This is a genomic window from Stenotrophomonas sp. MH181796 (assembly GCF_009659995.1).
GTDB classification, from domain to species: domain Bacteria; phylum Pseudomonadota; class Gammaproteobacteria; order Xanthomonadales; family Xanthomonadaceae; genus Stenotrophomonas; species Stenotrophomonas riyadhensis.
This window is the reverse complement of the sequence record NZ_RAHU01000002.1, coordinates 215,912-238,312: the sequence shown is the minus strand read 5'-3', so window position 1 is coordinate 238,312 and position 22,401 is coordinate 215,912. Positions and strand designations below refer to the sequence as shown.

Genomic DNA, 22,401 nt, shown 5'->3' with positions numbered 1-22,401 from the left:
CGCCTTTTTCGTTTGTGGTAGTGCCGGCCGCTGGCCGGCAATCCCCCGTGTTCGCAGATACCGGTCGAGGCGGTCCGGCGCCACGTGCCCGACAATGCGGCCTCGAGCATCGAAGAGCTTTCCCCCGCGTGAGCGCCTGGCCTACGGCGCCGTGCTGATTGATGTGCGCTAGGCGGTCGCTGGGGGACCTACCTCGATGTGGAACTCGACGAGGGGACCTTTCAGCGACGGGATTCGACTTATGCAATTCCTTCTATCATCTGCCTGGCTGAGGCCAGCAGGAATTCATCCTGATAGTGACCGGCGGCAACAGAGAGTCCAACCGGGCAATTGTCGATAGTCAGCAACGGCATGGAAATCTCTGGCAGCCGCGCGACACCGGAAAAGGCGGTGATCGCCATTGTCCTATCGTAGAAGTCCAGCACGGCCTCCAGCGTCGTCAGCGATCCCTTGAGGGGGGCAATGACCGGCGTCGTGGGGAAGCAGATGACGGTTCCGGGCATGAGGAAAGCATTGATCCTCTCGAAGAACCATTCGCAGCGGGTGATGCTGTCGAGTGCGGTAAGCCGGTCGAACGATTGCACATTTCCATACGCCATGGAGAAGGCAAAGCCAAGCTCGGGCTTGTGTGTTTCGATCCAGTTGCCGACCGTGCTCTGGAATTCGGCCGTCTGCAGATTCCGCAGCGCCTTCACATTGCAATCGACTAGCGGAACGTCCGCGCCGACGATCTGCGAGAAGCGGACTGTCTCCGGCACGATGCCGGTGCGGGTGGCGATCGCCTGCAAGGCGGCATCCGCCTGGTTTCTCACTGCTTCGTCAGCAATGTCCAGCGCATCGGCGAGGACCAGGATACGTCGCAGCGGCGCCGGCTGGCTTGAGCTGCTGCGCAGCAAAACCCGTGTCGCTGCATCAAGCAGGTTCAATGATGCGGCAACGACGCCCACCGTGCTGACGCTCGGCATGAAGGGCAGCACGCCGGCTTCGGAAATCCGATGCAGGGATGGGCGCATGCCCCAGATGCCGCACAGGCTCGCAGGAACACGGATTGAGCCGCCCGAATCGGTGCCGATGGAGAAATCGGCCACGCCATTGGCGACCGACGCTGCCGATCCACTTGAAGAGCCGCCGGGAATGCGATCTGGAGCCCTGGCATTCACCGGCGTGCCGAAGAATTGGCTTTCGCCGTCGAGGCTATACGTGAATTCGTCCGCGACGACCTTACCCACGCAGCGCGCGCCCGCAGCCAATACCTGATCGACGCAAAGCGCATTGAGCTTCGGCGCAGGATGCCTGGCCCGCCAAGCGGGGCTGCCATAGGAGGTCTTATGACCCGCCAGATCGATATTGTCCTTCACCGTGAAGGTTGTTCCCTCCAAAGGCCCTGCTCCAAGCGGTGCTATGTCGGTCCTTTCGACGATCGAGCCGGACGGATCATCAGGGTAACTACTGTGCATGCTCATCTCGTGGTCGGTTCCGAAGCGTTGTGGCGATTGTCCGTGCGAACATCGGCCTAATAGTATGAAACCCGAACGCTGCTGTTGCGGGCGCGCTGGGCGTGCCAGCCAGGCATGGGTTTGGTTCTCGATGTCTCGATCATGGCGGACTGCTGCGACGAGCGCGGCAATGCGGCAACGCGCATGGCATGCCCCGGCCGCGCCGCGATGTTGAAGCCGGTTGCACCTGGCTTGTGGCGGGGATCGATTCCGGCATCTGCACCTGCCCCGTGATGCTTGCCCAGACCAGGGTCGTACCCAGTGCACCTGCCAGGTACGCCACCGACACCGCCCCGATCAGCAGGCCCGCGGCATGCTCCAGCCATGGAAGCAATCGGCAACACCCCTGTGCCCTGCGCGGATGGCTGCCGAGCCACGCCATCAGCAGGCCGAGCGACAGTGCGACGCCACTCGGGCCGGCCACGTAAGCGGCCTGGGTGCCCGTGTCGGCAACGAGGCCGGTAAGCAGGGCAGCCAACGCGAACTGCAGCATCCAGTTGCTGGTGCTGGCGAGCGCCAACAGGCATCCAGCCTCGGCGTGCGGCCAACGGGAGCGGGCCCTCAGGCCCCAGGGCATCTGCAGGGAAAGCGGAGAGAGGGTGGTCAGCCCGGCATCGCGCAGGCACATGCCCGCCAGGCGCAGCAGCAGGAGGCAGCCCGTGCACTGCATCGCCAGCGTCCACAGGCCGCGGTTTCCCAGCATGGCCGCTGCAACGAAGGCCGTGGCGCAGATGATGCCCGTACCGGTGGCGATACCGAACGACGCGGCCATGGCGGCGTGCCCGCCCGCGCCCATTGCGGTGCGCAGGATCTTCGCGTGATTGGAAGCAGGCAGGAGCATGGCGAAGCCGTACAGCACCGCGACGATGAAGAACTGCTGCACGTAAACCTGCCACCGACCTACAGAAAGTGCCGAGTGTGGGTTGGTGCGGACGCGCCGTATTGAACGCTATTGCGACAGGCGCGAATCGCCGGCATCAGCCCACCCACAGCGACACGACGATCCATAGCGCCAGCGCAATCATCAGGAGCCCTGCGGCCCGTTCCAGCCAGGGCAGGGCGCGTGCGAACCGACGCAGCACCCACGGGTGGCCGACCAGCGCGGCTACCAGCAGATCCCATAGCAGGACGATGCCGAACATCCACGCGCCATAGAAGAACTTCGTTGCGGCGCTGGCCTGCGGGCCGTTGAGCATTGCCGCCAACGTTGCGTAGAACAGCGCATTCTTCGGGTTCAGCAGCGCAGACAGGGCGCCCAGCCCTGCCGCCTTCCACCATCCGTGGGCACCGTCCGCTCGCGATCCGGCGGCAGCGTCAGATGCCTGCAGCGTCGTCGAACCCGCATGGCGCAGGAACAGCGTGCCGAGGTACAGCAGGAACCCGCAGCCCGCCAACTGCACCGCAATGAACCCTGCGCTATCTGCGCGCAGCATGGCCATTCCAGTGAAGGCGGCCACGATGAAGACGCCATTTCCGAGGGCGATGCCTGCGCAGGCGCCACTGGCGGTGCGCCAGCCAGAGGTGATCGCAGTGCGCGCAACAAGGAAGAAGTCGGGACCGGGTGAGAGCAGGGCGAGAAAATGTACGGTGGCGATGATCAGGAACTGTTCCATCGGGTCCGGCGGCGGCTGGCGGGGGCGCCAGTCTGGGGATGTGCCGCGCGGTGGTATTGAACGTTATTGCAGGCTCAGCGCCGGTACTGGCCTGGGGTCGCACCGGCGTGGGCCTTGAAGACCCGCTGGAAATGACTCTGGTCGGCGAAACCCAGCGCATGCGCGACCGCGGCCAGCGCTTGCCCTTCGCACAACCGTCGGCGCGCCTCCTGGATGCGCTGGTCGATCTGCCAGGCGTGTGGGGTCAGGCCCGTGGCACGCCGGAAGGCGCGGATCAGCTGGTAGCGGCTCATGCCTGCCAGTGGTGCGAGCTCCTGCAGGGCCGGGGTGTGTTCGAGCCGCTGGCGCAGAAGGTCCATCACCGGCTGCAGCCGCTGCTGTAGTGCGGCATCTTCAGGCGGGCCGGCGACGGCTACACCATCGTGTTCATCCAGATCGCCGACGAACGCGATCAGCGCCGCTTCCTTGACGCAGACCGGATCGTTGGAGAACAGCGTCTCGTTGAGCTGGCAGTACTGCTGGTAGCGCAGGCGATGGCTGGAAATCCGGATCGGTTCCTGCTGCCAGTCGGGTTCGGGCAGGTCGTCATACTCGGCGCGGACCTCGGCCATCCAGCGCGCGTCCAGATGCAGCATCTGGTAGCTCCAGACCTGGCCGGGCAGGGGGTTGCAGGCGTGCACGCGGCCTGCGGGTACGCCGACCAGGCTGCCAGGCTGCAGCAGGCGCGGTCCTTCCACAGCACCGGTGAACAGGCTGCTGCCGGCGTCCACGGCGCCGATCGAGAAGGTGTCATGGCTGTGCGGGCGATGGCAGGCGCGGCTGTCGCACGCCCGTCGGCTTTCGACGAAGGGCATGCGCGGGTCACGCCAGAATTCGGTGGCAGAGCGCATGCAGCGGTTCCGGGATGCAGGGGCAACGCCCGCATGGTGCCATGTTCGGGGCAGGGCGCGCCGAGGGTGTCTGCGCGATAATGCGGCCATGAGCATCCAAGAGCTTTCCCCCGCGCAGGTACGCGAGCGCCTGGCCCATGGCGCGGTGCTGATCGATGTGCGCGAAGCGCACGAACGGGCCGGCGGGATGGCCGAGGGCGCGCGCGGCGTGTCCAAGGGCGAACTGCAGGCCGACCCGGCCGCGCATCTGCCAAAGCACGACCAGGAGATCCTGCTGATCTGCCAGAGCGGCAAGCGCTCGGCCGATGCCGCGCAGTTCCTGCTGGAGGCTGGATACACCAATGTGGCTTCCGTGAGCGGCGGTACCGTGGCCTGGCGCGAGCAGTCGCTGCCGCTGGTGCAGCCGCTGGACAGCGCCGCCGACCGCGATTTCTACGACCGCTATTCGCGCCACCTGCTGCTGCCGCAGGTGGGCGAGGCCGGCCAGCGCCGGCTGCAGCAGTCGCGCGTGCTGGTGCTGGGTGCCGGCGGCCTGGGCGCGCCGGCCGGCTTCTATCTGGCCGCGGCCGGGGTAGGGCACCTGCGCTTCGCCGACCACGACCGGGTGGAGCGCAGTAACCTGCACCGGCAGATCGTGCATACCGAGGCCAGCGTCGGCCAGTTCAAGGTCGATTCCGCGCGCGAGCGGCTGCTGGCGCTGAACCCGTCGATCGAGGTCGAGGCGGTGCCGGAGCGGGTCACCTCCGAGAACGTGGATGCGCTGATCGAGGGCGTGGACGTGGTGCTGGATGGGTCGGACAACTTCCCGCTGCGCTACCTGCTCAACGACGCCTGCATCAAGCACGCCAAGCCGCTGGTGTATGCCGCCATCGAGCGCTTCGACGGTCAGGTAAGCGTGTTTGACGCCGGCCGCCAGCGTGGCGTGGCGCCGTGCTACCGCTGCCTGTTCCCCGAGCCGCCGCCGCCGGAATTCGCGCCGAACTGTTCCGAGGCCGGTGTGCTGGGTGTGCTGCCGGGATTGGCCGGCGTGCTGCAGGCTACCGAGGTGCTGAAGCTGCTGCTGGGCATCGGCGAGCCGCTGGTTGGCCGCCTGCTGCGCTTCGATGCGCTGGGCATGCGCTTCCGTGAGACCGGCATCCGGCCGGACCCGCACTGCCCGGTGTGCGCGCCGGACGTGCCGTTCCCGGGGTACATCGATTACGTCGCGTTTTGCCGGGGCGGGTGAGGCTGGCCGGGGAGTGGATTGGTAGATGCCGACCTTGGTCGGCGCTTTCGTGCCAACCAAGGTTGGCACCCACCGAAGCGGGTGTACGGTTGCTCCCACTTGGGCGGGCGCATGGTTTCGGGATGATGCTGGGGGTCACTCCCTGCATCGTTCCACCTCCAAGACAATCCGGCGCAACATGCGTGCTATTGCCGTCATCGGCATTGCTCTATTGTTGAACCCGATTCTGGATCTTGGGGAACACACCGCATGGCGGTAGAAGCAGCGACCAGTGAGCTGGTCAAGGTCGTGGCCCTGTTGGGCGCGGCGGTGGTGATGGTGCCTTTGTTCCGCCGGGCCGGCCTGGGCTCGGTGCTGGGCTACTTCGCTGCCGGCCTGGCGATCGGACCGTTCGGGCTGGGCTGGTTCTCCGACCCGCAGGCGATCCTGCATACCGCCGAGCTCGGCGTGGTGATGTTCCTGTTCGTGATCGGCCTGGAAATGCGGCCCTCGCACCTGTGGAGCCTGCGCAAGGAAATCTTCGGGCTGGGTACGCTGCAGATCGTCGCCTGTGCGGTGGTGCTGACCAGCATCGCCAAGCTGTTCGGCCTGCCGTGGCAGGTGGCCTTCATCGGCGCCACCGGCTTCGTGCTGACCTCCACCGCGGTGGTGATGCAGCTGCTGGCCGAGCGCGGTGACATCGCGCTGCCGTCGGGGCAGAAGATCGTTTCCATCCTGTTGTTTGAAGACCTGCTGATTGTGCCGCTGCTGGCCCTGGTGGCCTGGATGGGCCCGAGCGCGGGCAGTGCCGACGGCGAGGGTTCGCGTTGGTTGTCGGTGGCGATCGGTGTCGGTGCCATCGTCGGCCTGGTGCTGGTCGGCCGCTTCCTGCTCAACCCGCTGTTCCGCGTGCTCGCCGAGTCGAAGGCGCGCGAGGTGATGACCGCCGCCGCGCTGCTGGTGGTGCTGGGTGCGGCGCTGCTGATGCAGCTGTCCGGCCTGTCGATGGCGATGGGCGCGTTCCTGGCCGGCGTGCTGCTGAGCGAGTCGACCTTCCGCCACCAGATCGAGGCGGACATCGAGCCGTTCCGCGGCATCCTGCTCGGCCTGTTCTTCCTCAGTGTGGGCATGGCGCTGGACCTGAGCGTGGTGGCCGCGCACTGGCAGCTGATCCTCGGCCTGGTGCTGGCGTTGATGGCGGCCAAGGCGCTGTGCATCTACGTGGTGGCGCGCATCATGGGCAGCGACCACGCGCAGGCGCTGGACCGTGGCGTGCTGATGGCGCAGGGCGGCGAGTTCGCCTTCGTACTGTTCTCCGCGGCCGCATCGGCCGGCGTGATCGACCTGGAGATCAATGCCAACTTCACCGCCGTGGTGGTGCTGTCGATGGCGCTGACCCCGCTGGTGGTGCTGGTCTACAAGCGCATCGCGCCGAAGCCGACGGTGAACATGGACGGCGTGGACGAGGCCGACGGCCTGTCCGGCAGCGTGCTGCTGATCGGCTTCGGCCGCTTCGGCCAGGTCGCCAGCCAGTCGCTGCTGGCGCGCGACGTGGACGTGACCATCATCGACAACGACGTGGAGATGATCCAGAGCGCGGCGCGCTTCGGTTTCAAGATCTATTACGGCGATGGCACCCGCCTGGATGTGCTGCATGCTTCCGGCGCCGCCACTGCGCGCGCGATTGCGGTGTGCGTGGACAAGGCCGAAGCGGCTGACCGCATCGTCGAACTGGTGGCGCATGAATTCCCGCAGGCCAAGCTGATGGTGCGTTCGTTCGACCGCGAGCATTCGCTGCGGTTGATCCATGCCGGTGTCGATTTCCAGATCCGCGAGACGTTTGAATCGGCAGTGCTGTTCGGCCAGGCCGCACTGGTGGAGCTGGGGGCGGATGAGGACGACGCGGTGGAGATTGCCGAGCAGATCCGCCGTCGCGATGCCGAGCGTTTCGAGCTGGAGATTGCCGGCGGTGGTTTGAATGCCGGCGCGCGGATGATCTACGGCAACAGCCCGCAGGGCGTACCGACACCGACGCCGTTTACCGCACCGAAGCGGGAGAGCAAGACGCTGAACCCGCAGGATGTGCCGGAAGAGGAAGAATAAAGCCCGGTAGTGCCGGCCGCTGGCCGGCAACCTCAGCGCACCATCCGTCGGTAGTGCCGGCCGCTGGCCGGCAGATGCGGAAACCTTCCGACNGCCGGCCGCTGGCCGGCAACCTCAGCGCACCATCCGTCGGTAGTGCCGGCCGCTGGCCGGCAGATGCGGAAACCTTCCGACATCGTGAGGTTGCCGGCCAGCGGCCGGCACTACCGGAGGTTGGCAATCTGAGTAACCCCGGGGTCAGAGCCCTTTGCCTGTGGCAAAGGGATCCGACCCCATCAGGACCCCATTCCGCGGTGGGCGAGGGGGCCTGAATCGGGGACAATAGCGTCCCCGCCGCCCCACGCCTGCTCCCGATGACCGATTCCGCCCCCCAGCTTCCTGCCCGCATCCTTGATGGCCGCCGTATCGCCGAGGACCTGCTCGACAGCCTGAAGGTGCGCGTCGATGCGCGCGTGGCCGCCGGTGGCAGCCGTCCGGGCCTGGCCGTGGTGCTGGTCGGTGGCGACCCGGCCTCGACCGTGTACGTGCGCAACAAGCGCCGTGCCGCCGAGAAGGTCGGCATCGAAGCGCATGACTACGATCTGCCGGCCGGTACCACCGAAGCCGAGCTGCTCGACCTGATCGACCAGCTCAATGCCGACCCGAAGATCAACGGCATCCTGATCCAGCTGCCACTGCCGGGCATCCCCGACGCGCGCCGGCTGATCCAGCGCATCGACCCGCGCAAGGACGTGGACGGCTTCCACCCGGAAAACGTCGGCCACCTGGCCCTGCGCGAGTTCGGCCTGCGCCCGTGCACCCCGCGCGGCATCACCACGCTGCTGGGCCACACCGACCAGCCGGTGCGCGGCCGCAACGCCACCATCGTGGGCGTGAGCAACCACGTCGGCCGCCCGATGGGCCTGGAACTGCTGATTGCCGGCTGCACCGTGACCAGCTGCCACAAGTTCACCCCCAAGGACGTGCTGGAACAGGCCGTGCGCAACGCCGACATCCTGGTGGTGGCGGTGGGCCGCCCGGGCATCGTGCCGGGCGAATGGGTGAAGCCGGGCGCGGTGGTGATCGACGTGGGCATCAACCGCTTGGATGACGGCCGGTTGGTGGGCGATGTCGGGTTCGAGGCCGCGGCGGAGCGGGCCAGCTGGATCACCCCGGTGCCGGGTGGTGTGGGCCCGATGACCGTGGCCACGTTGATGCAGAACACCCTGGAAGCGGCGGAAGCGCTGAGCTGACGACCAGCTCCTGGTGGGTGCCAACCTTGGTTGGCACACATCCATCGGGGCCATCGGCCCATCTGGGGCACCGGTGCCGGACGAATCGTGCCAACCAAGGTTGGCACCTACCAAAGGCAGTTTCAGGACTGGCCCGAGTGATCCTCTTAAGGTGGGTGCCGACCGTTGGTCGGCACAATGCTGGGGCAGGCCGATGACCCGCTCCTGGTAGGTGCCAACCTTGGTTGGCACATCCATCAGGGCCATTGGCCCATCTGGGGTTCGGGTGCCGGACGGGCCGTGCCAACCAAGGTTGGCACCTACCAAAGGCGGTTCCGTGGCGGTTCCATGTCCATGGCGGTTCCGTGGGTGCCAACCAAGGTTGGCGCCCACCCGGGTCGCCCCCTGAACCAATCACCGCCCGCGCGACACTGCGTCGCATCTACCCCCTGCCACAGGGCGCGAAAAAGGGGTAAAATGTCGCGCTTCCCCACATCTCGGGTATGCCGATGCTGCGCATCCAGGCTGAAGCACTCACTTACGACGACGTCTCGCTCGTCCCCGCCCACTCGACCATCCTGCCCAAGGACGTCAACCTCGAAACGCGGTTGACTCGCGACCTGAAGCTGAAGCTTCCGATCCTGTCTGCAGCCATGGATACCGTCACCGAGGCCCGCCTGGCCATCGCCATGGCCCAGCTCGGCGGCATGGGCATCATCCACAAGAATCTCAGCCTGGAACAGCAGGCCGCGGAAGTGGCCAAGGTCAAGAAGTTCGAGGCCGGTGTCATCCGCGACCCGATCACCGTCGGCCCGGAAACCACCATCCGCGACGTGCTGGCCCTGACCCAGGCGCACAACATTTCCGGCGTGCCGGTGGTGGGCAGCGACGGCCTGCTGGCCGGTATCGTGACCCATCGCGACATGCGCTTCGAGACCGAGCTGGACGATCCGGTCCGCCACATCATGACCAAGAAGGATCGCCTGATCACGGTCAAGGAAGGCGCCGCCAGCGACGAAGTGCTGCAGCTGCTGCACCGCAACCGCATCGAAAAGGTGCTGGTGGTCAATGATTCGTTCGAACTGCGTGGCCTGATCACCGTCAAGGACATCCAGAAGAACACCGACTTCCCGAACGCTGCCAAGGATCTGTCGACCCGCCTGCTGGTCGGCGCTGCCGTCGGCGTGGGTGGCGATACCGATCGCCGCGTGGAAGCGCTGGTCGCCGCCGGCGTGGACGTGATCGTGGTCGATACCGCGCACGGCCACTCGCAGGGCGTGCTGGACCGCGTCAGCTGGGTCAAGAAGAACTTCCCGAACGTGCAGGTCATCGGTGGCAACATCTGCACCGGCGAAGCCGCGCTGGCGCTGCTGGATAGCGGCGCGGACGCAGTGAAGGTCGGCATCGGCCCGGGCTCGATCTGCACCACGCGCGTCGTCGCCGGCGTCGGCGTGCCGCAGGTCACCGCCATTGACCTGGTGGCCGAAGCGCTGCAGGACCGCATCCCGCTGATCGCCGACGGTGGCATCCGCTACTCGGGCGACATCGGCAAGGCGCTGGCCGCCGGTGCCTCGACCATCATGGTCGGTGGCCTGCTGGCCGGTACCGAGGAATCGCCGGGCGAGACCGAGCTGTACCAGGGCCGTTCGTACAAGAGCTACCGCGGCATGGGTTCGCTGGCCGCCATGGAGAAGGGGTCGAAGGACCGCTACTTCCAGGACGCCGCCACCGCCGACAAGCTGGTGCCGGAAGGCATCGAAGGCCGGGTGCCGTATCGCGGCCCGGTGGGCGGCATCATCCACCAGCTTATGGGCGGCCTGCGCGCCACCATGGGCTACGTGGGCTGCGCCACCATCGAAGACATGCGCAGCAAGCCCAAGTTCGTGAAGATCAGCGGCGCCGGCCAGCGTGAGAGCCACGTCCACGACGTGACCATCACCAAAGAGCCGCCGAACTACCGCGCCTGATGCGCTTGCGAACTGCTCTTGCGATTACGGGCAGCCTGCTGATGGCAGGCTGTTCGTTGTCCGAACCGCCGCCGCGCTCCGGGTCTCCGGGCGCGGCGGTTTCGCAATTGCAGGACGTACGGGCGTGCCAGAACGCGTTCTCGCTGCCGAAGGGCTGGCAGATGCAGGCCGCCGGCGAGCAGCGCTGGCTGCTGAAAGGCACCGGCGAGCGCCCGCTGCAGGTCACGCTGCAATGCATTACCGAGCTGCTGCACGGGCCGGATGATCCGGTGCTGACGCCGGTGTTGGGCGCGCTGGAGCCCGCACGGATGAGCGTGCGCTGGGCGTCCTGGGGCGCTGCGGATTCGGGCGTCTCGATGGCGGCGCTGCAACGGCGCATCGTGCCCGGCACCGAAGTGCAGGAAATCGCCGAGCTGCCGCGCGCTGACCGCTCCAACCCCAACGCACCCCACGGCCTGCTGATGCTGCGCTGGGACGAGGAAGACACCTCACATATTCAACAACGCGAGGCGTTCATCGCCACGCTGACGCAGAGCCTTGAAGCGCCGGGCGCTGCGAAAAACACCACTGGAACGGCACCATGACCAACATCCATAACGACAAGATCCTCATCCTCGATTTCGGCGCGCAGTACACGCAGCTGATCGCCCGCCGCATCCGCGAGCTGGGCGTCTACTGCGAAATCTGGGCGTGGGACCACAACCCGGCCGAGATCGCCGCGTTCGGCGCCAAGGGCATCATCCTGTCCGGTGGCCCGGAATCGACCACGCTGCCGGGTGCCCCGGCCGCGCCGCAGGAAGTGTTCGACAGCGGCCTGCCGATCTTCGGCATCTGCTACGGCATGCAGACCCTGGCCGCGCAGCTGGGCGGTGCCACCGAAGCGGCGGACCAGCGCGAATTCGGCCACGCCGAAGTGAACGTGATCAACCCGGATGCACTGTTCAAGGGCCTGAGCGACCACGGCGGCGAGCCGAAGTTGAATGTCTGGATGAGCCACGGCGACCACGTCTCCGTTGCACCGCCGGGCTTCACCATCACCGCCACCACCGACCGCATTCCGGTGGCCGCCATGGCCAACGAAGAAAAGCGCTGGTACGGCGTGCAGTTCCACCCGGAAGTGACCCACACCCTGCAGGGCCAGGCGCTGCTGCGCCGCTTCGTGGTGGACGTGTGCGGCTGCCAGACCCTGTGGACCGCCGCCAACATCATCGACGACCAGATCGCCCGCGTGCGCGAGCAGGTGGGCGATGACGAAGTGATCCTGGGCCTGTCCGGCGGCGTCGATTCGTCGGTGGTGGCCGCACTGCTGCACAAGGCCATCGGCGAGAAGCTGACCTGCGTGTTCGTGGATACCGGCCTGCTGCGCTGGCAGGAAGGCGACCAGGTGATGGCGATGTTCGCCGAGCACATGGGCGTGAAGGTCGTTCGCGTGAACGCCGCCGACCGTTACTTCGCCGCGCTGGAAGGTGTGAGCGACCCGGAAGCCAAGCGCAAGATCATCGGCAACCTGTTCGTTGAGATCTTCGATGAAGAGTCGAACAAGCTGAAGAACGCCAAGTGGCTGGCGCAGGGCACCATCTACCCGGACGTGATCGAGTCGGCCGGCAGCAAGACCGGCAAGGCGCATGTGATCAAGAGCCACCACAACGTGGGCGGCCTGCCGGAGCACATGAAGCTGGGCCTGGTGGAGCCGCTGCGCGAGCTGTTCAAGGACGAAGTGCGCCGCCTGGGCGTTGAGCTGGGCCTGCCGCGCACCATGGTCTATCGCCATCCGTTCCCGGGCCCGGGCCTGGGCGTGCGTATCCTGGGCGAAGTGAAGCGCGAGTACGCCGAGCTGCTGGCCAAGGCCGATGCCATCTTCATTGATGAGCTGCGCAAGGCAGACCTGTACGACAAGACCAGCCAGGCGTTTGCCGTGTTCCTGCCGGTGAAGTCGGTGGGCGTGGTGGGCGATGCGCGTGCTTATGAGTGGGTGATTGCGCTGCGCGCGGTGGAGACGATTGATTTCATGACCGCGCACTGGGCGCATCTGCCGTATGAGTTCCTGGGTACGGTGAGTAACCGGATCATCAATGAGTTGCGGGGGGTGTCGAGGGTTGTGTATGACATCTCAGGCAAGCCGCCGGCGACCATTGAGTGGGAATGAGTTGAAAGAACGAGGGCGCCGAGAGGCGCCCTTGTTGTTTGAGGGAGGGCCCTCGCAGACATTGGCCCTGGGTTGCGGTCTGGCTGCGGTAGTGCCGGCCGCTGGCCGGCGGTCGATGTATGGGGTGGCGCGCGAAAAGAGGTGAGGGCGGCGGGGGGGCTTCCTACTCCTGCCGGCCGGCCTTGAGTGTAGACTTTCCCTTTAGCATTTGATTCAAGGTGTTGTTGCGTGAACACGGAAAATCACTCCCAGACGGCCGCATTTCTCTGGTCGATTGCCGATCTTTTGCGTGGTGACTTCAAGCAGTCCCAGTACGGTCGAGTCATTCTGCCGTTTACTCTTCTTCGCCGAATGGAGTGTGTGCTCGCACCGACCAAGGACAAGGTGATCAAACAAGCTTCGGCTCAGCAAGGTCGGCCAGATCAAGTGCGAGAGATGCTACTGCTGCGCGCTTCAGGCCAGCAGTTCTTTAATGCGTCATCGCTCAACCTCAGCACTCTATCTGATACGCAGACCGCGGCCGATCTGATGAGCTATGTGCAAGCCTTCAGCAAGGATGCACGTGAGATCTTCGAGCACTTCCACTTTGAAGATTTCGTTCAGCAGCTGGAAACTGCCAACCTGCTCTATCAAGTGGTACAGCGTTTCGCAGCTACGGATCTGAGCCCGGAGCGCATCAGCAACTTCGGCATGGGCATCATCTTCGAAGAGCTGATCCGCAAGTTTGCAGAGAGCTCCAACGAAACCGCCGGTGAGCACTTCACGCCGCGCGATATCGTGCACCTCACTACCTCCTTGGTGATCACCAATCAGGACCACAAGCTCGCGCCCAACAGCATCGTCACCATCTACGACCCAACCGCTGGCACCGGCGGTTTTCTGTCTGAGGGTGATGAGTACATCCAGTCCATCAGCGAAAAGGTCAGTGTGTCGCTGCACGGCCAAGAGCTAAACCCCGAGTCTTACGCCATCTGCAAGGCGGACATGCTGATCAAGGGCCAGGACGTGGCCAGTATCAAGCTCGGCAATACCCTGTCCAACGATCAACTGGCCGGCAAGCACTTCGACTTCATGCTCAGCAATCCGCCATTTGGCGTGGAATGGAAGAAGGTGCAAAAGCAGATCACCGACGAGCACAGCCACAAAGGCTTCGACGGCCGCTTTGGACCCGGCCTGCCACGCGTATCCGATGGCTCGCTGCTTTTCCTCCTGCACCTGGTCAGCAAGATGCGTGACCCGCGCGACGGTGGCTCGCGCATCGGCATCATCCTCAACGGCTCGCCATTGTTTACCGGCGGCGCGGGCTCGGGGGAGTCGGAAATTCGCCGCTACCTGCTGCAGAACGACCTGGTAGAGGCCATCGTCGCGTTGCCGACCGACATGTTCTACAACACCGGCATCGCCACCTATGTGTGGATACTCAGTAACCACAAGGCCGCTGTGCGTCAGGGCAAGGTGCAGCTGATCGACGGCAGCCAGCACTTCGCCAAAATGCGCAAGTCGCTGGGCAGCAAGCGCCAGTACATTACCGAAGATCAGATCAGCGATCTGGTGCGCCTATATGGTAGCTTCGAGCAGACCGCCAATAGCAAAATCTTCCCGATCGAGGCCTTCGGCTACCGGCGCATCACCGTCGAACGCCCGTTGCGTCTAAACTTCCAGACCAGTGCTGAGCGCGTCGCTAAAGTGCTGGAAGAAAAAGCCCTACAGAAGCTCGACAGCGCCGCTCAGCAGCTCCTGATGGCGGCCCTGCAAACAATGGATGCCAGCCGGCTGCACCGCAACCGCGAGCAGTTCAGCAAGCTGCTGAAAAAAGCCCTCACCGCCCACAGCGTCAGCCTCAGCACGCCGGAGCTAAAAGCTTTGATGAGCGCCTTGAGCGAGCGCGACCCCGAAGCGGACATCTGCATGACCAAGGGCCAGTCGGAAGCCGACGCCGGCCTACGCGATAACGAGAATGTGCCGCTGGGCGAATCGGTGTATGAGTACTTTGCGCGCGAAGTCATTCCCGATGTGCCGGATGCCTGGATCGACGAAAGCAAGACCGATGCGCTGGATGGTGAAGTCGGTATTGTCGGCTTCGAGATTCCCTTTAACCGCCACTTCTACGTGTTCCAGCCGCCGCGCCCATTGGTCGAGATCGACCGCGACCTAAAAGCCTGCACCGACCGCATCAAGCAGATGATCGAGAGGTTGTCGGCATGACGTTCCCAGCGTATCCGGCGTACAAGGATTCCGGGGTTGAGTGGCTGGGTGAAGTGCCGGAGCATTGGGCTGTGAATCGACTCAAACGGGCTATTGAACGAATCGAGTCTGGAACAAGTGTCAACGCGGCGGATCTTCCAGCTGAGCCTGGCTCCGTGGGTGTTCTGAAAACCAGTTGTGTTTACACCGGGAAATTCAACTGGGCCGAAAATAAGACGGTGGATGACGAAGACCTTGGCAGAGTCAGCTGTCCGCTTCGTAAAGACACGCTTATTGTTAGTCGGATGAACACTCCCGATTTGGTGGGGGCCACGGGTCTGGTTACCGAGGCTCCCAATGGGATTTTTCTCCCAGACCGACTCTGGCAAGTTTACGTCTTGGCGAACCACTCTCCAGGTTTCATTTTTTACTTCACCAAGTCTCGGGAATATCGGGAGCAGGTAAAGATGGCCTGTTCCGGAACAAGCGCAAGCATGCAGAATCTTGGTCAAGATGATTTTAGGGGTTTGATCTTCGCAGGGCCGCCAAAGATTGAGCAAATCCAAATTGCGCGCTTCCTCGACCATGAAGTTGCTCACATCGACGCGCTAATCGAAGAGCAGCAGCGCCTGATCGAACTGCTTAAGGAAAAGCGCCAGGCCGTGATCTCCCACGCCGTCACCAAAGGCCTCGACCCCAGGGTGCCGATGAAAGACTCCGGCGTGGAGTGGCTCGGTGAGGTGCCGGCACATTGGAAGCAGATTCGTATCAAGCACATATTGAACGCAATGATTGATGCTGAGCATAAAACTGCTGAATATAGTGATGATGGTGAGTACTTGGTTTGTCGCACGACAAATGTTCGAAATGGCTTGCTTAGTCTTGACGGGGCAAAATATGCCGACAGAAATACTTACATTGACTGGACTAGGAGAGGGGTGCCAGAGCCATTAGATATACTTTTCACGAGGGAGGCGCCGGCAGGTGAGGCATGTTTGGTGCCAGAAGACCTTGAGATATGCCTGGGTCAACGCATGGTGCTTTTTAAGCTTGACAAGACTAGGATTGATCCTGCCTTCACTGTCCACTCAATATATGCCGGGCTGGCTTCAGACTTCGTTAAACAGTTGTCTCAAGGAAGTACTGTCAGTCATTTCAATATGGCGGATATCGGAAATATTCCACTTTTTGAGCCGCCTCTGTCTGAGCAGAAGGGGATTTCTGATTTCTTAGCCAAGCGCTGTGACTCTTATGACCTACTAATCAACGAGGCACAGTCTTCGGTGAAGCTAATCTCCGAACGCCGCTCCGCCCTAATCTCCGCCGCCGTCACCGGGAAAATCGATGTGCGCGGCTGGCAGCCACCGACCCGCGCGTCATTCCCCGAATTAGAAGAAGAGGCCGTGTAATGGCGGATAGCAAGGAAGCGCAATTCCAGCAAGACATCATCGACGTCCTGGCCGCCCAAGGCTGGCTGGTTGGCACCGCCAGCGGCTACGATCGCCGTACGGCGTTGTACACTGAAGATGCGCTGGGTTACTTCAAGGAGGCCTGGCCGGAGCGCTGGGACAAGTTCGCCAAAGCCAATCCGAATAATCCGGATGATGTGTTGGTGCAGAAACTAGTGCGCGAGCTGGAGCAGAGTGGCACTCTGGATGTGCTGCGGCATGGCTTCAAACTGCCGGGTGTGAAGGTGGAGCTATGCAGCTTCCAGCCCGACCATGGCATGAACCCCGACACGCTAAGACGTTACCAGTGCAACCGCCTGCGCGTGGTGCCGGAGGTGTCCTACTCGCCGCATGCGCGCGAGGCTGGCAGCGGTGGCCAGAGCTACAATCCACGGCTGGATCTGGTGCTGTTCGTTAACGGCGTCCCTACCGCCACGCTGGAGCTGAAAAGCGAGTTCAAGCAATCGGTGGAAAACGCCAAGCGTCAGTACCGCCAAGACCGCCCGGTAAAAGACCCGCTCACGCGCAAGCCCGAGCCGCTGCTGACCTTCAAGCGCGGTGCGCTTGTGCACTTTGCCGTGGGCCAGAACGAAGTGGCGATGACCACCAAGCTGGCGGGCAAAGACACCTTTTTCCTGCCATTCAACCTCGGCAGCGAAGAAGGCGGCGCGGGAAACCCCATGCCCGAAGACGACAGCCAGTACGCGACCAGCTACCTGTGGCAGCGCTTGCTGCAGCCGGATGCCTGGCTCAAGGTGCTGGGGCGCTTTCTGCACATAGAAAAGAAGACCAGCGAGGGCTCCGACGGCACGCCGGTGACCAAGGAGACGATGATCTTCCCCCGTTACCATCAGTGGGAGGTGGTCAACCAGTTGATAAGCACCACCCGTGCCGAAGGGTCGGGCAAGCGCTACCTTATCCAGCACAGCGCTGGTTCCGGCAAGTCGAACTCCATTGCCTGGACGGCGCACCAGTTGGCCTCGCTCTACGAGGCTGACGGCCAGCGCCTGTTCAACTCGGTGATCGTGATTACAGATCGTACGGTGTTGGACAGCCAACTGCAGAACACCATCTACCAGTTCGAGCACGCCCAGGGCGTGGTCAAGCCGATCACTCGTGATGTCGGCACTCTGAGCAAGTCGGAGCAACTGGTTCAAGCATTGGCCGGGCAGGCGCGCATCATCATTGTCACCATCCAGACTTTCCCTGCTCTATTCGATGCCCTGGACAAGCACCCCAAGCTGGCCAGTGGGCGCTATGCGGTGATCGCCGACGAGGCGCACTCCTCACAAACCGGCTCATCGGCCAGCAAGCTGAAGCAGATTCTCGGCAGCGATGCGTTGGATGCCGAAGAGGTCAGCGCCGAAGATCTACAGAATGCCGCCGTTGCAGCACGTGGCCCCAATGAGCGCATCAGCTACTACGCCTTCACCGCCACGCCTAAGCCCAAGACACTGGAACTGTTTGGCCGCCCGGCCGACCCGACGCTCCCGGCCAGCTCCAGCAACAAGCCAGAGGCGTTTCACCTGTACTCGATGCGCCAGGCCATCGAGGAGGGCTTCATCCTCGACGTGCTGCGCAACTACGTCACCTACAGCACCGCCTGGAAGATCGCCCACCCGGAGGGCGCAGACGACGAGGTGGATAGCAAAAAGGCGCGCATCAAACTGGCCCGTTGGGTACGGCTTCACCCGTACAACATCAGCCAGAAGGTGGAGGTGATCGTGGAGCACTTCCGCGCCAGTATCCGTGGTCTGCTGAATGGTCAGGCCAAGGCCATGGTGGTGACCGGCAGCCGCCAGGAAGCGGTGCGCTACCAGTTGGCGGTGAAGGCGTATGTGCAGCAGATGGGCTACCGCGATGTACACCCCCTGGTGGCGTTCTCGGGCAGCGTGTTGCCCGATGAGGTGATCCCCGAAGAGGTGACGGAAAGCAGCAACTTGCTCAACGCCGGCCTGAATGGCCGTGACCTGGCGGATGCCTTCGATACCCAGGATTTCAATGTGATGATCGCGGCCAACAAGTACCAGACCGGCTTCGATCAGCCAAAGTTGTGCGCCATGTACGTGGACAAGAAGCTGCAAGGCGTGGACTGCGTGCAGACCCTGTCTCGCCTGAACCGCACTTTCGGTGACAGCAAGGAAACCTTCATCCTCGACTTCTTCAACGAGCCGCAGGATATCCTCGACGCCTTCCTGCCGTACTACACCAAGGCAGAGCTGACCGACGTGACCGACCCGCAGATCATCTATGACCTGCAGAAGAAACTGGATGCCGAAGGTGTCTATCACTGGCAGGAAGTTGAGGCGTTCGCCATGGCCTTCTTCGACCCCAAGGCGGCGGCCAGTAAGCTCAGCTACTACTGCGCGCCCGCGAGGGAGCGCTTCGCCAAGCGTTATGCATTCTCGCTGGAATCACGTCAGCAGGCGCTGGAGTACAAGCGCACTGCAGAGACTAATGGCGACATCGCCGGTCTGAAACTGGCCGAACACGCACTGAAAGAGGCCGGCGAGCAGGTGGACCAGCTCGATCTGTTCCGCAAGAACCTGCAGAGCTTTGTGCGCCTGTACGAGTTCCTCTCGCAGATCGTTCCTTATGAGGACCGCGAGCTGGAGCAGCTGTGCGTGTACGCTAAGCACCTACACCCGTTACTCCGCGTGGACCGTCTGCAACAAGACGATGTGGACGTGGGCGAGCTGCAATTAAGTCATTACCGCTTAAGCAAGCGCGCTGAGCACCGCCTGCGATTGAGTGAGGAAGAGGGCGAGTACGCCCTAAAGCCGGGCAGTGACGTGGGCAGCGGTAAGCCACATGATCCCGAAAAGAAGCGACTGTCGGAAATCATCGAGGCGCTGAATGATATCTTCGGTGCGGAGGTTAGCGATGACGACCAGCTGCAGTTCCTCACTGGCATCGCTCAGCGCATTAGCCGGCAGGAAGATGTAATGGCCCAGGTCAACAACCACTCGGTGGAACAGGTGATGCATGGACTGTTCCCCAAGCGGGTACTGGAAACCGTGCTGGACGCGATGACCGACCACGAGAAGCTGTCGCTGGAAGTGCTGGATAACGACACCAAGAGTCGAGCATTCGCGCTGGTCATTCTGAAAATGCTCAAGACGGCCGTTGATACGCGCAAGCTTGAGTAGCCTCCGGTGTCTCATTGCGGGTGCTGCGTGAGAGTCTAGTCGGGTCTCACTTGCTATGACGAGGCTATCGTGCGTCCATCGTCTGTACTTCATGGACTGTGGGCTCTAGTAATAAGTTCATGTGCTTCAGTTGAAGAGACGGGTATAGAGAAAGTGAGCGACATCAAACTCTTTAGATTGGTAGATGGAAGGGCGGCAGAGTTGCGTGGCAGTGCGTCTGACTTGGAGAAGCCGCTGCAATCGCTTATCGAGGCCAATCTACTCACCATGTTGGGTATCCGTTTCGTTGCCACCGAGTACGCCACGGGGAGAACTCATGGCGGTCGCATCGATTCACTGGGCTTGGACGAAAACAATAGTCCCGTGATCCTCGAGTACAAGCGTTCCGTCGGCGAGAACGTTATCAACCAGGGCCTTTACTACCTGAACTGGTTGATGGATCACCAAGCGGAGTTCAAGCTCCAGGTAATGGATGCCCTTGGCATGGACGTGGCTGCACAGATTGACTGGAGCTCGCCGCGAGTTCTTTGCATCGCCGCTGATTTCACGAAGTTCGATGCACATGCCGTTCAGCAGATCAATCAGGGCGTGGAGCTCATCCGATACCGCCGTTTTGGTGCGGATCTGCTGCTCTTCGAGCAGGTCAACACTGTTGGTGGGCCCCGATCTAAGCCGAGGGCGCGGATCCAAGAGGTTGAGGCACAGCCTGCGAGTGGGACTCGACCAGTTGGAGCTACTGGCGACCGTAGCTATGCAGAATGGATGGGCTTGTTTGGGTCGGATATGAAAGAGCTGGTCAGCTCACTGGACGACTTCATCGGATCGCTTGGTGATGACGTTCAGCGAAAAGAGCTGAAGTTGTACATGGCCTTCAAGCGTCTGAAGAACTTCGCAACGGTTGTTCCTCAGAAGAGCCGTCTGCTTCTGTTTTTACACGTGGACCCGGATTCTCTCATGCCACTCCCGCCCAATATGCGTGATGCGAGGGTATTCGGTCACTGGGGCACCGGGGATCTGGAAGTTTCTATCTCAAGCTTTGAAGATCTTGAGCAAGCGAAGCCGCTCATCGTGCAGGCTTACGCAGGCCGGGCATAGCGAGAAGGTAAGGCTGCGGTTGTGGTGCGGGCTGTGATCTGGCTCCGAAGACCTCTGGATGATCCTTTGGCGGATCATCTAGGATTATCGCAGTACCTCACGACAGGCTCACTCAGCCAGGCGCCGGTAGGCCAGAAACAAACCATCAACGATCCCCTCATCCGGATGCCGCTCCGGCTCCGCTGCCGCCCGGCATGGTCTGCCGAATGCGGTACCTTCAGCTCGGTCAGAAGCCCGCCAACGCGCGCTCGGTCCTCGCCAGACCTATGCGGCGGCCGAGCGACAGAACCTTCTCCGGCCGGAGTAGGGCATCGGCCCCGTCGCAGCCAGGCATGCCCTTGAGGATGCCGAGCAGGAATTCTAGGTCCACAATCCGGCACCTGCGAACGCTGCTCTTGCAGCGCAGTCGATGTCGCTGGCATGCAAGCTTGGGAACATACTCGCCGCCCTCCTGTCGATCCAGTTTCCTGGACGGCGTGGACGCGCGGGGTCGAGGTGCCTAGCAATGGATCGGATGCTGACACCGTTGCTGATCTCGGTCTGCGCCACGGCGCGTTCCTCTAAGCTCGAATGACTTTATTGCTTTCCCATGCGGCGCCTTACTTTAATGCGGGGTGCTGCATTTGAAAGTTGAATCTAAGCTGTCTCAGCTTGTGAGACATTATTAGTGCTCAATGTATTCGCCACTTCGGCGCTATCGAGGACTAGTGATGTCAGATCATCAGGTGCTTTGTATTAACAAGGGCAATCGTCAGAGCGCACATGAACGCATTGAGTTCATTGGAGGACTCAATGAGGACGGAACTCGCTGGAAGGTCTCGCAAAAGGACGCGATTGCCGGGATAGAGGCAGGCAAGTGGCGATTCTGGGTCCGAGCTGCTGGCCAGTCCGTTTGGGTCATTGTGGCGACCAGCGCGTCCGGGAACAAATATATTAAGACTCAAAATGACGAGGAGCAGCCTAACAACTTGCTGAGTCTTCCCGAATGCCCATAGCGAAGTACTGGTAGGTTGGTTAGCCGCCCCGTTTAACGGGGCGGGCTAACTTGTATAGATCGACTTGGTTGGGAGACTTAGGGAGAGAGACGGCACCGATTGCTCGGATGGTGCTGCGCCGAGTGTCCAATCGTGCCCTCACTCCGGCCTAACCTCCCGACAAGCCCACTCAACCAGCCCCCGGCAAGCCAGAAACAGCCCATCAACTGTCCCCTCATCCAAATGCCGCTCCGGGTCCGCTGCCACCCGGCAGCGGTCGGCCGCGTGCAGCAGTTCCAGCACCGTCAGTGCTCCCACCATTGCGCGCTCGGTCCTGGCCAGACTCACGCGGCGGCCGGGTGATACATCGGTTTCTGGCCAAGGATGCCCATCAGCCCCCTCGCAGCCGCGCATGCGCTTGAGGATGCCGAGCAAGGAGTTCAGGTCGGGGAGGGGAGTGTCGTCGTTGATGGGCTCAACAACGGTGTACGAAGAGAAGGTGTCGGACTCGTTCATGGCGTCGGCTTCCGTGGCTGTGCTTAACAGTGCCACCGCGAAGAGGTGGCGGACGATGCATGGCTGCAAACCGGGATGAAGTAGCGTCATAGAACCGGTGGATCCGAAGACCCCCACGCACCGCCCGCCAGAAAGGCCGACGGATTGCCCGCCGGCACCGGTTAAGGGCGGTGCCGACGGGCAAGCGCAAACTACAGACGCGTACATCAATGCGGGTTTGCAGACCCGGCCACCCCTTGTCGGTGGCGCGCCATGGTGTGTACGCCGTCGTTCTGAATGCCAATAGAAATTCGCGAAGGAATTGCGGAATCCGAAAGCGAAGAACTATTGTTGCACGCGCCATTCGTGCAGCACGCGACGCCAGCAGACGCATTCGCGCAGCTGCTCTGCTGATGGCGAATCAAA

16 protein-coding genes are annotated in these 22,401 nt (G+C 62.7%); 11 read left to right on the top strand and 5 right to left on the bottom strand.

Annotated features, from left to right (window positions below; genetic code table 11):
* Positions 1-239 precede the first annotated feature (239 nt).
* The 4 genes from D5301_RS04850 to D5301_RS04835 all read right to left on the bottom strand — a co-directional run bounded on the left by D5301_RS04850 (position 240) and on the right by D5301_RS04835 (position 3,999).
* A complete protein-coding gene (locus tag D5301_RS04850; RefSeq protein WP_153855011.1) occupies positions 240-1,457 on the bottom strand; it encodes an amidase family protein in 1,218 nt (405 codons plus the stop codon).
* A gap of 139 nt (positions 1,458-1,596) precedes the next feature.
* Complete coding sequence (locus D5301_RS04845) at positions 1,597-2,379, bottom strand: lysine transporter LysE (protein WP_324187270.1); 783 nt, start codon at positions 2,377-2,379, stop codon at positions 1,597-1,599.
* 94 nt (positions 2,380-2,473) lie between these two features.
* Positions 2,474-3,109, bottom strand: coding sequence for a LysE family transporter (locus D5301_RS04840; protein WP_153855010.1), 636 nt, complete (start codon positions 3,107-3,109; stop codon positions 2,474-2,476).
* 74 nt (positions 3,110-3,183) lie between these two features.
* Positions 3,184-3,999, bottom strand: coding sequence for an AraC family transcriptional regulator (locus D5301_RS04835; protein WP_153855009.1), 816 nt, complete (start codon positions 3,997-3,999; stop codon positions 3,184-3,186).
* 88 nt (positions 4,000-4,087) lie between these two features.
* Between D5301_RS04835 and moeB the strand changes: the two genes are divergently transcribed.
* The 11 genes from moeB to D5301_RS04780 all read left to right on the top strand — a co-directional run bounded on the left by moeB (position 4,088) and on the right by D5301_RS04780 (position 21,501).
* Entirely contained in the window at positions 4,088-5,224 is a 1,137-nt protein-coding gene (gene moeB, locus D5301_RS04830; protein WP_153855008.1) for a molybdopterin-synthase adenylyltransferase MoeB, read from the top strand.
* 249 nt (positions 5,225-5,473) lie between these two features.
* Positions 5,474-7,306: a monovalent cation:proton antiporter-2 (CPA2) family protein gene (locus tag D5301_RS04825; protein WP_153855007.1), complete on the top strand. Its 1,833-nt coding sequence runs from the start codon at positions 5,474-5,476 to the stop codon at positions 7,304-7,306.
* Positions 7,307-7,659: 353 nt separating this feature from the next.
* Positions 7,660-8,538, top strand: a complete 879-nt coding sequence (folD, locus tag D5301_RS04820) for a bifunctional methylenetetrahydrofolate dehydrogenase/methenyltetrahydrofolate cyclohydrolase FolD (protein WP_153855006.1) — start codon at positions 7,660-7,662, stop codon at positions 8,536-8,538.
* 488 nt (positions 8,539-9,026) lie between these two features.
* Positions 9,027-10,484, top strand: coding sequence for an IMP dehydrogenase (gene guaB / locus D5301_RS04815; RefSeq protein ID WP_005409308.1), 1,458 nt, complete (start codon positions 9,027-9,029; stop codon positions 10,482-10,484).
* A gap of 107 nt (positions 10,485-10,591) precedes the next feature.
* Positions 10,592-11,068, top strand: coding sequence for a hypothetical protein (locus D5301_RS04810; RefSeq protein WP_194936613.1), 477 nt, complete (start codon positions 10,592-10,594; stop codon positions 11,066-11,068).
* Complete coding sequence (gene guaA / locus D5301_RS04805) at positions 11,065-12,630, top strand: glutamine-hydrolyzing GMP synthase (protein WP_005413109.1); 1,566 nt, start codon at positions 11,065-11,067, stop codon at positions 12,628-12,630. The genes D5301_RS04810 and guaA overlap by 4 nt, the downstream gene beginning before the upstream one ends.
* Before the next feature lie 228 nt (positions 12,631-12,858).
* A complete protein-coding gene (locus D5301_RS04800; RefSeq protein WP_324187269.1) occupies positions 12,859-14,835 on the top strand; it encodes a class I SAM-dependent DNA methyltransferase in 1,977 nt (658 codons plus the stop codon).
* A 71-nt stretch (positions 14,836-14,906) separates the two neighbouring features.
* Entirely contained in the window at positions 14,907-16,223 is a 1,317-nt protein-coding gene (locus D5301_RS24440; RefSeq protein WP_324187268.1) for a restriction endonuclease subunit S, read from the top strand.
* Positions 16,223-19,411 (top strand): DEAD/DEAH box helicase family protein, encoded by a 3,189-nt coding sequence (locus D5301_RS04790; protein WP_153855003.1) that lies wholly within the window; start codon positions 16,223-16,225, stop codon positions 19,409-19,411. Before D5301_RS24440 ends, D5301_RS04790 begins: the two co-directional genes overlap by 1 nt.
* A 153-nt stretch (positions 19,412-19,564) precedes the next feature.
* Positions 19,565-20,506 (top strand): DUF5655 domain-containing protein, encoded by a 942-nt coding sequence (locus D5301_RS04785; RefSeq protein ID WP_324187267.1) that lies wholly within the window; start codon positions 19,565-19,567, stop codon positions 20,504-20,506.
* A 674-nt stretch (positions 20,507-21,180) separates the two neighbouring features.
* Positions 21,181-21,501 carry a DUF3892 domain-containing protein gene (locus D5301_RS04780; RefSeq protein ID WP_324187266.1) on the top strand — a complete coding sequence of 107 codons (321 nt, stop codon included), beginning with the start codon at positions 21,181-21,183 and terminating at the stop codon, positions 21,499-21,501.
* 138 nt (positions 21,502-21,639) lie between these two features.
* Here D5301_RS04780 and D5301_RS04775 read toward each other — a convergent pair whose 3' ends face one another.
* Positions 21,640-21,996, bottom strand: coding sequence for a hypothetical protein (locus D5301_RS04775; RefSeq protein WP_153855001.1), 357 nt, complete (start codon positions 21,994-21,996; stop codon positions 21,640-21,642).
* Positions 21,997-22,401 lie beyond the last annotated feature (405 nt).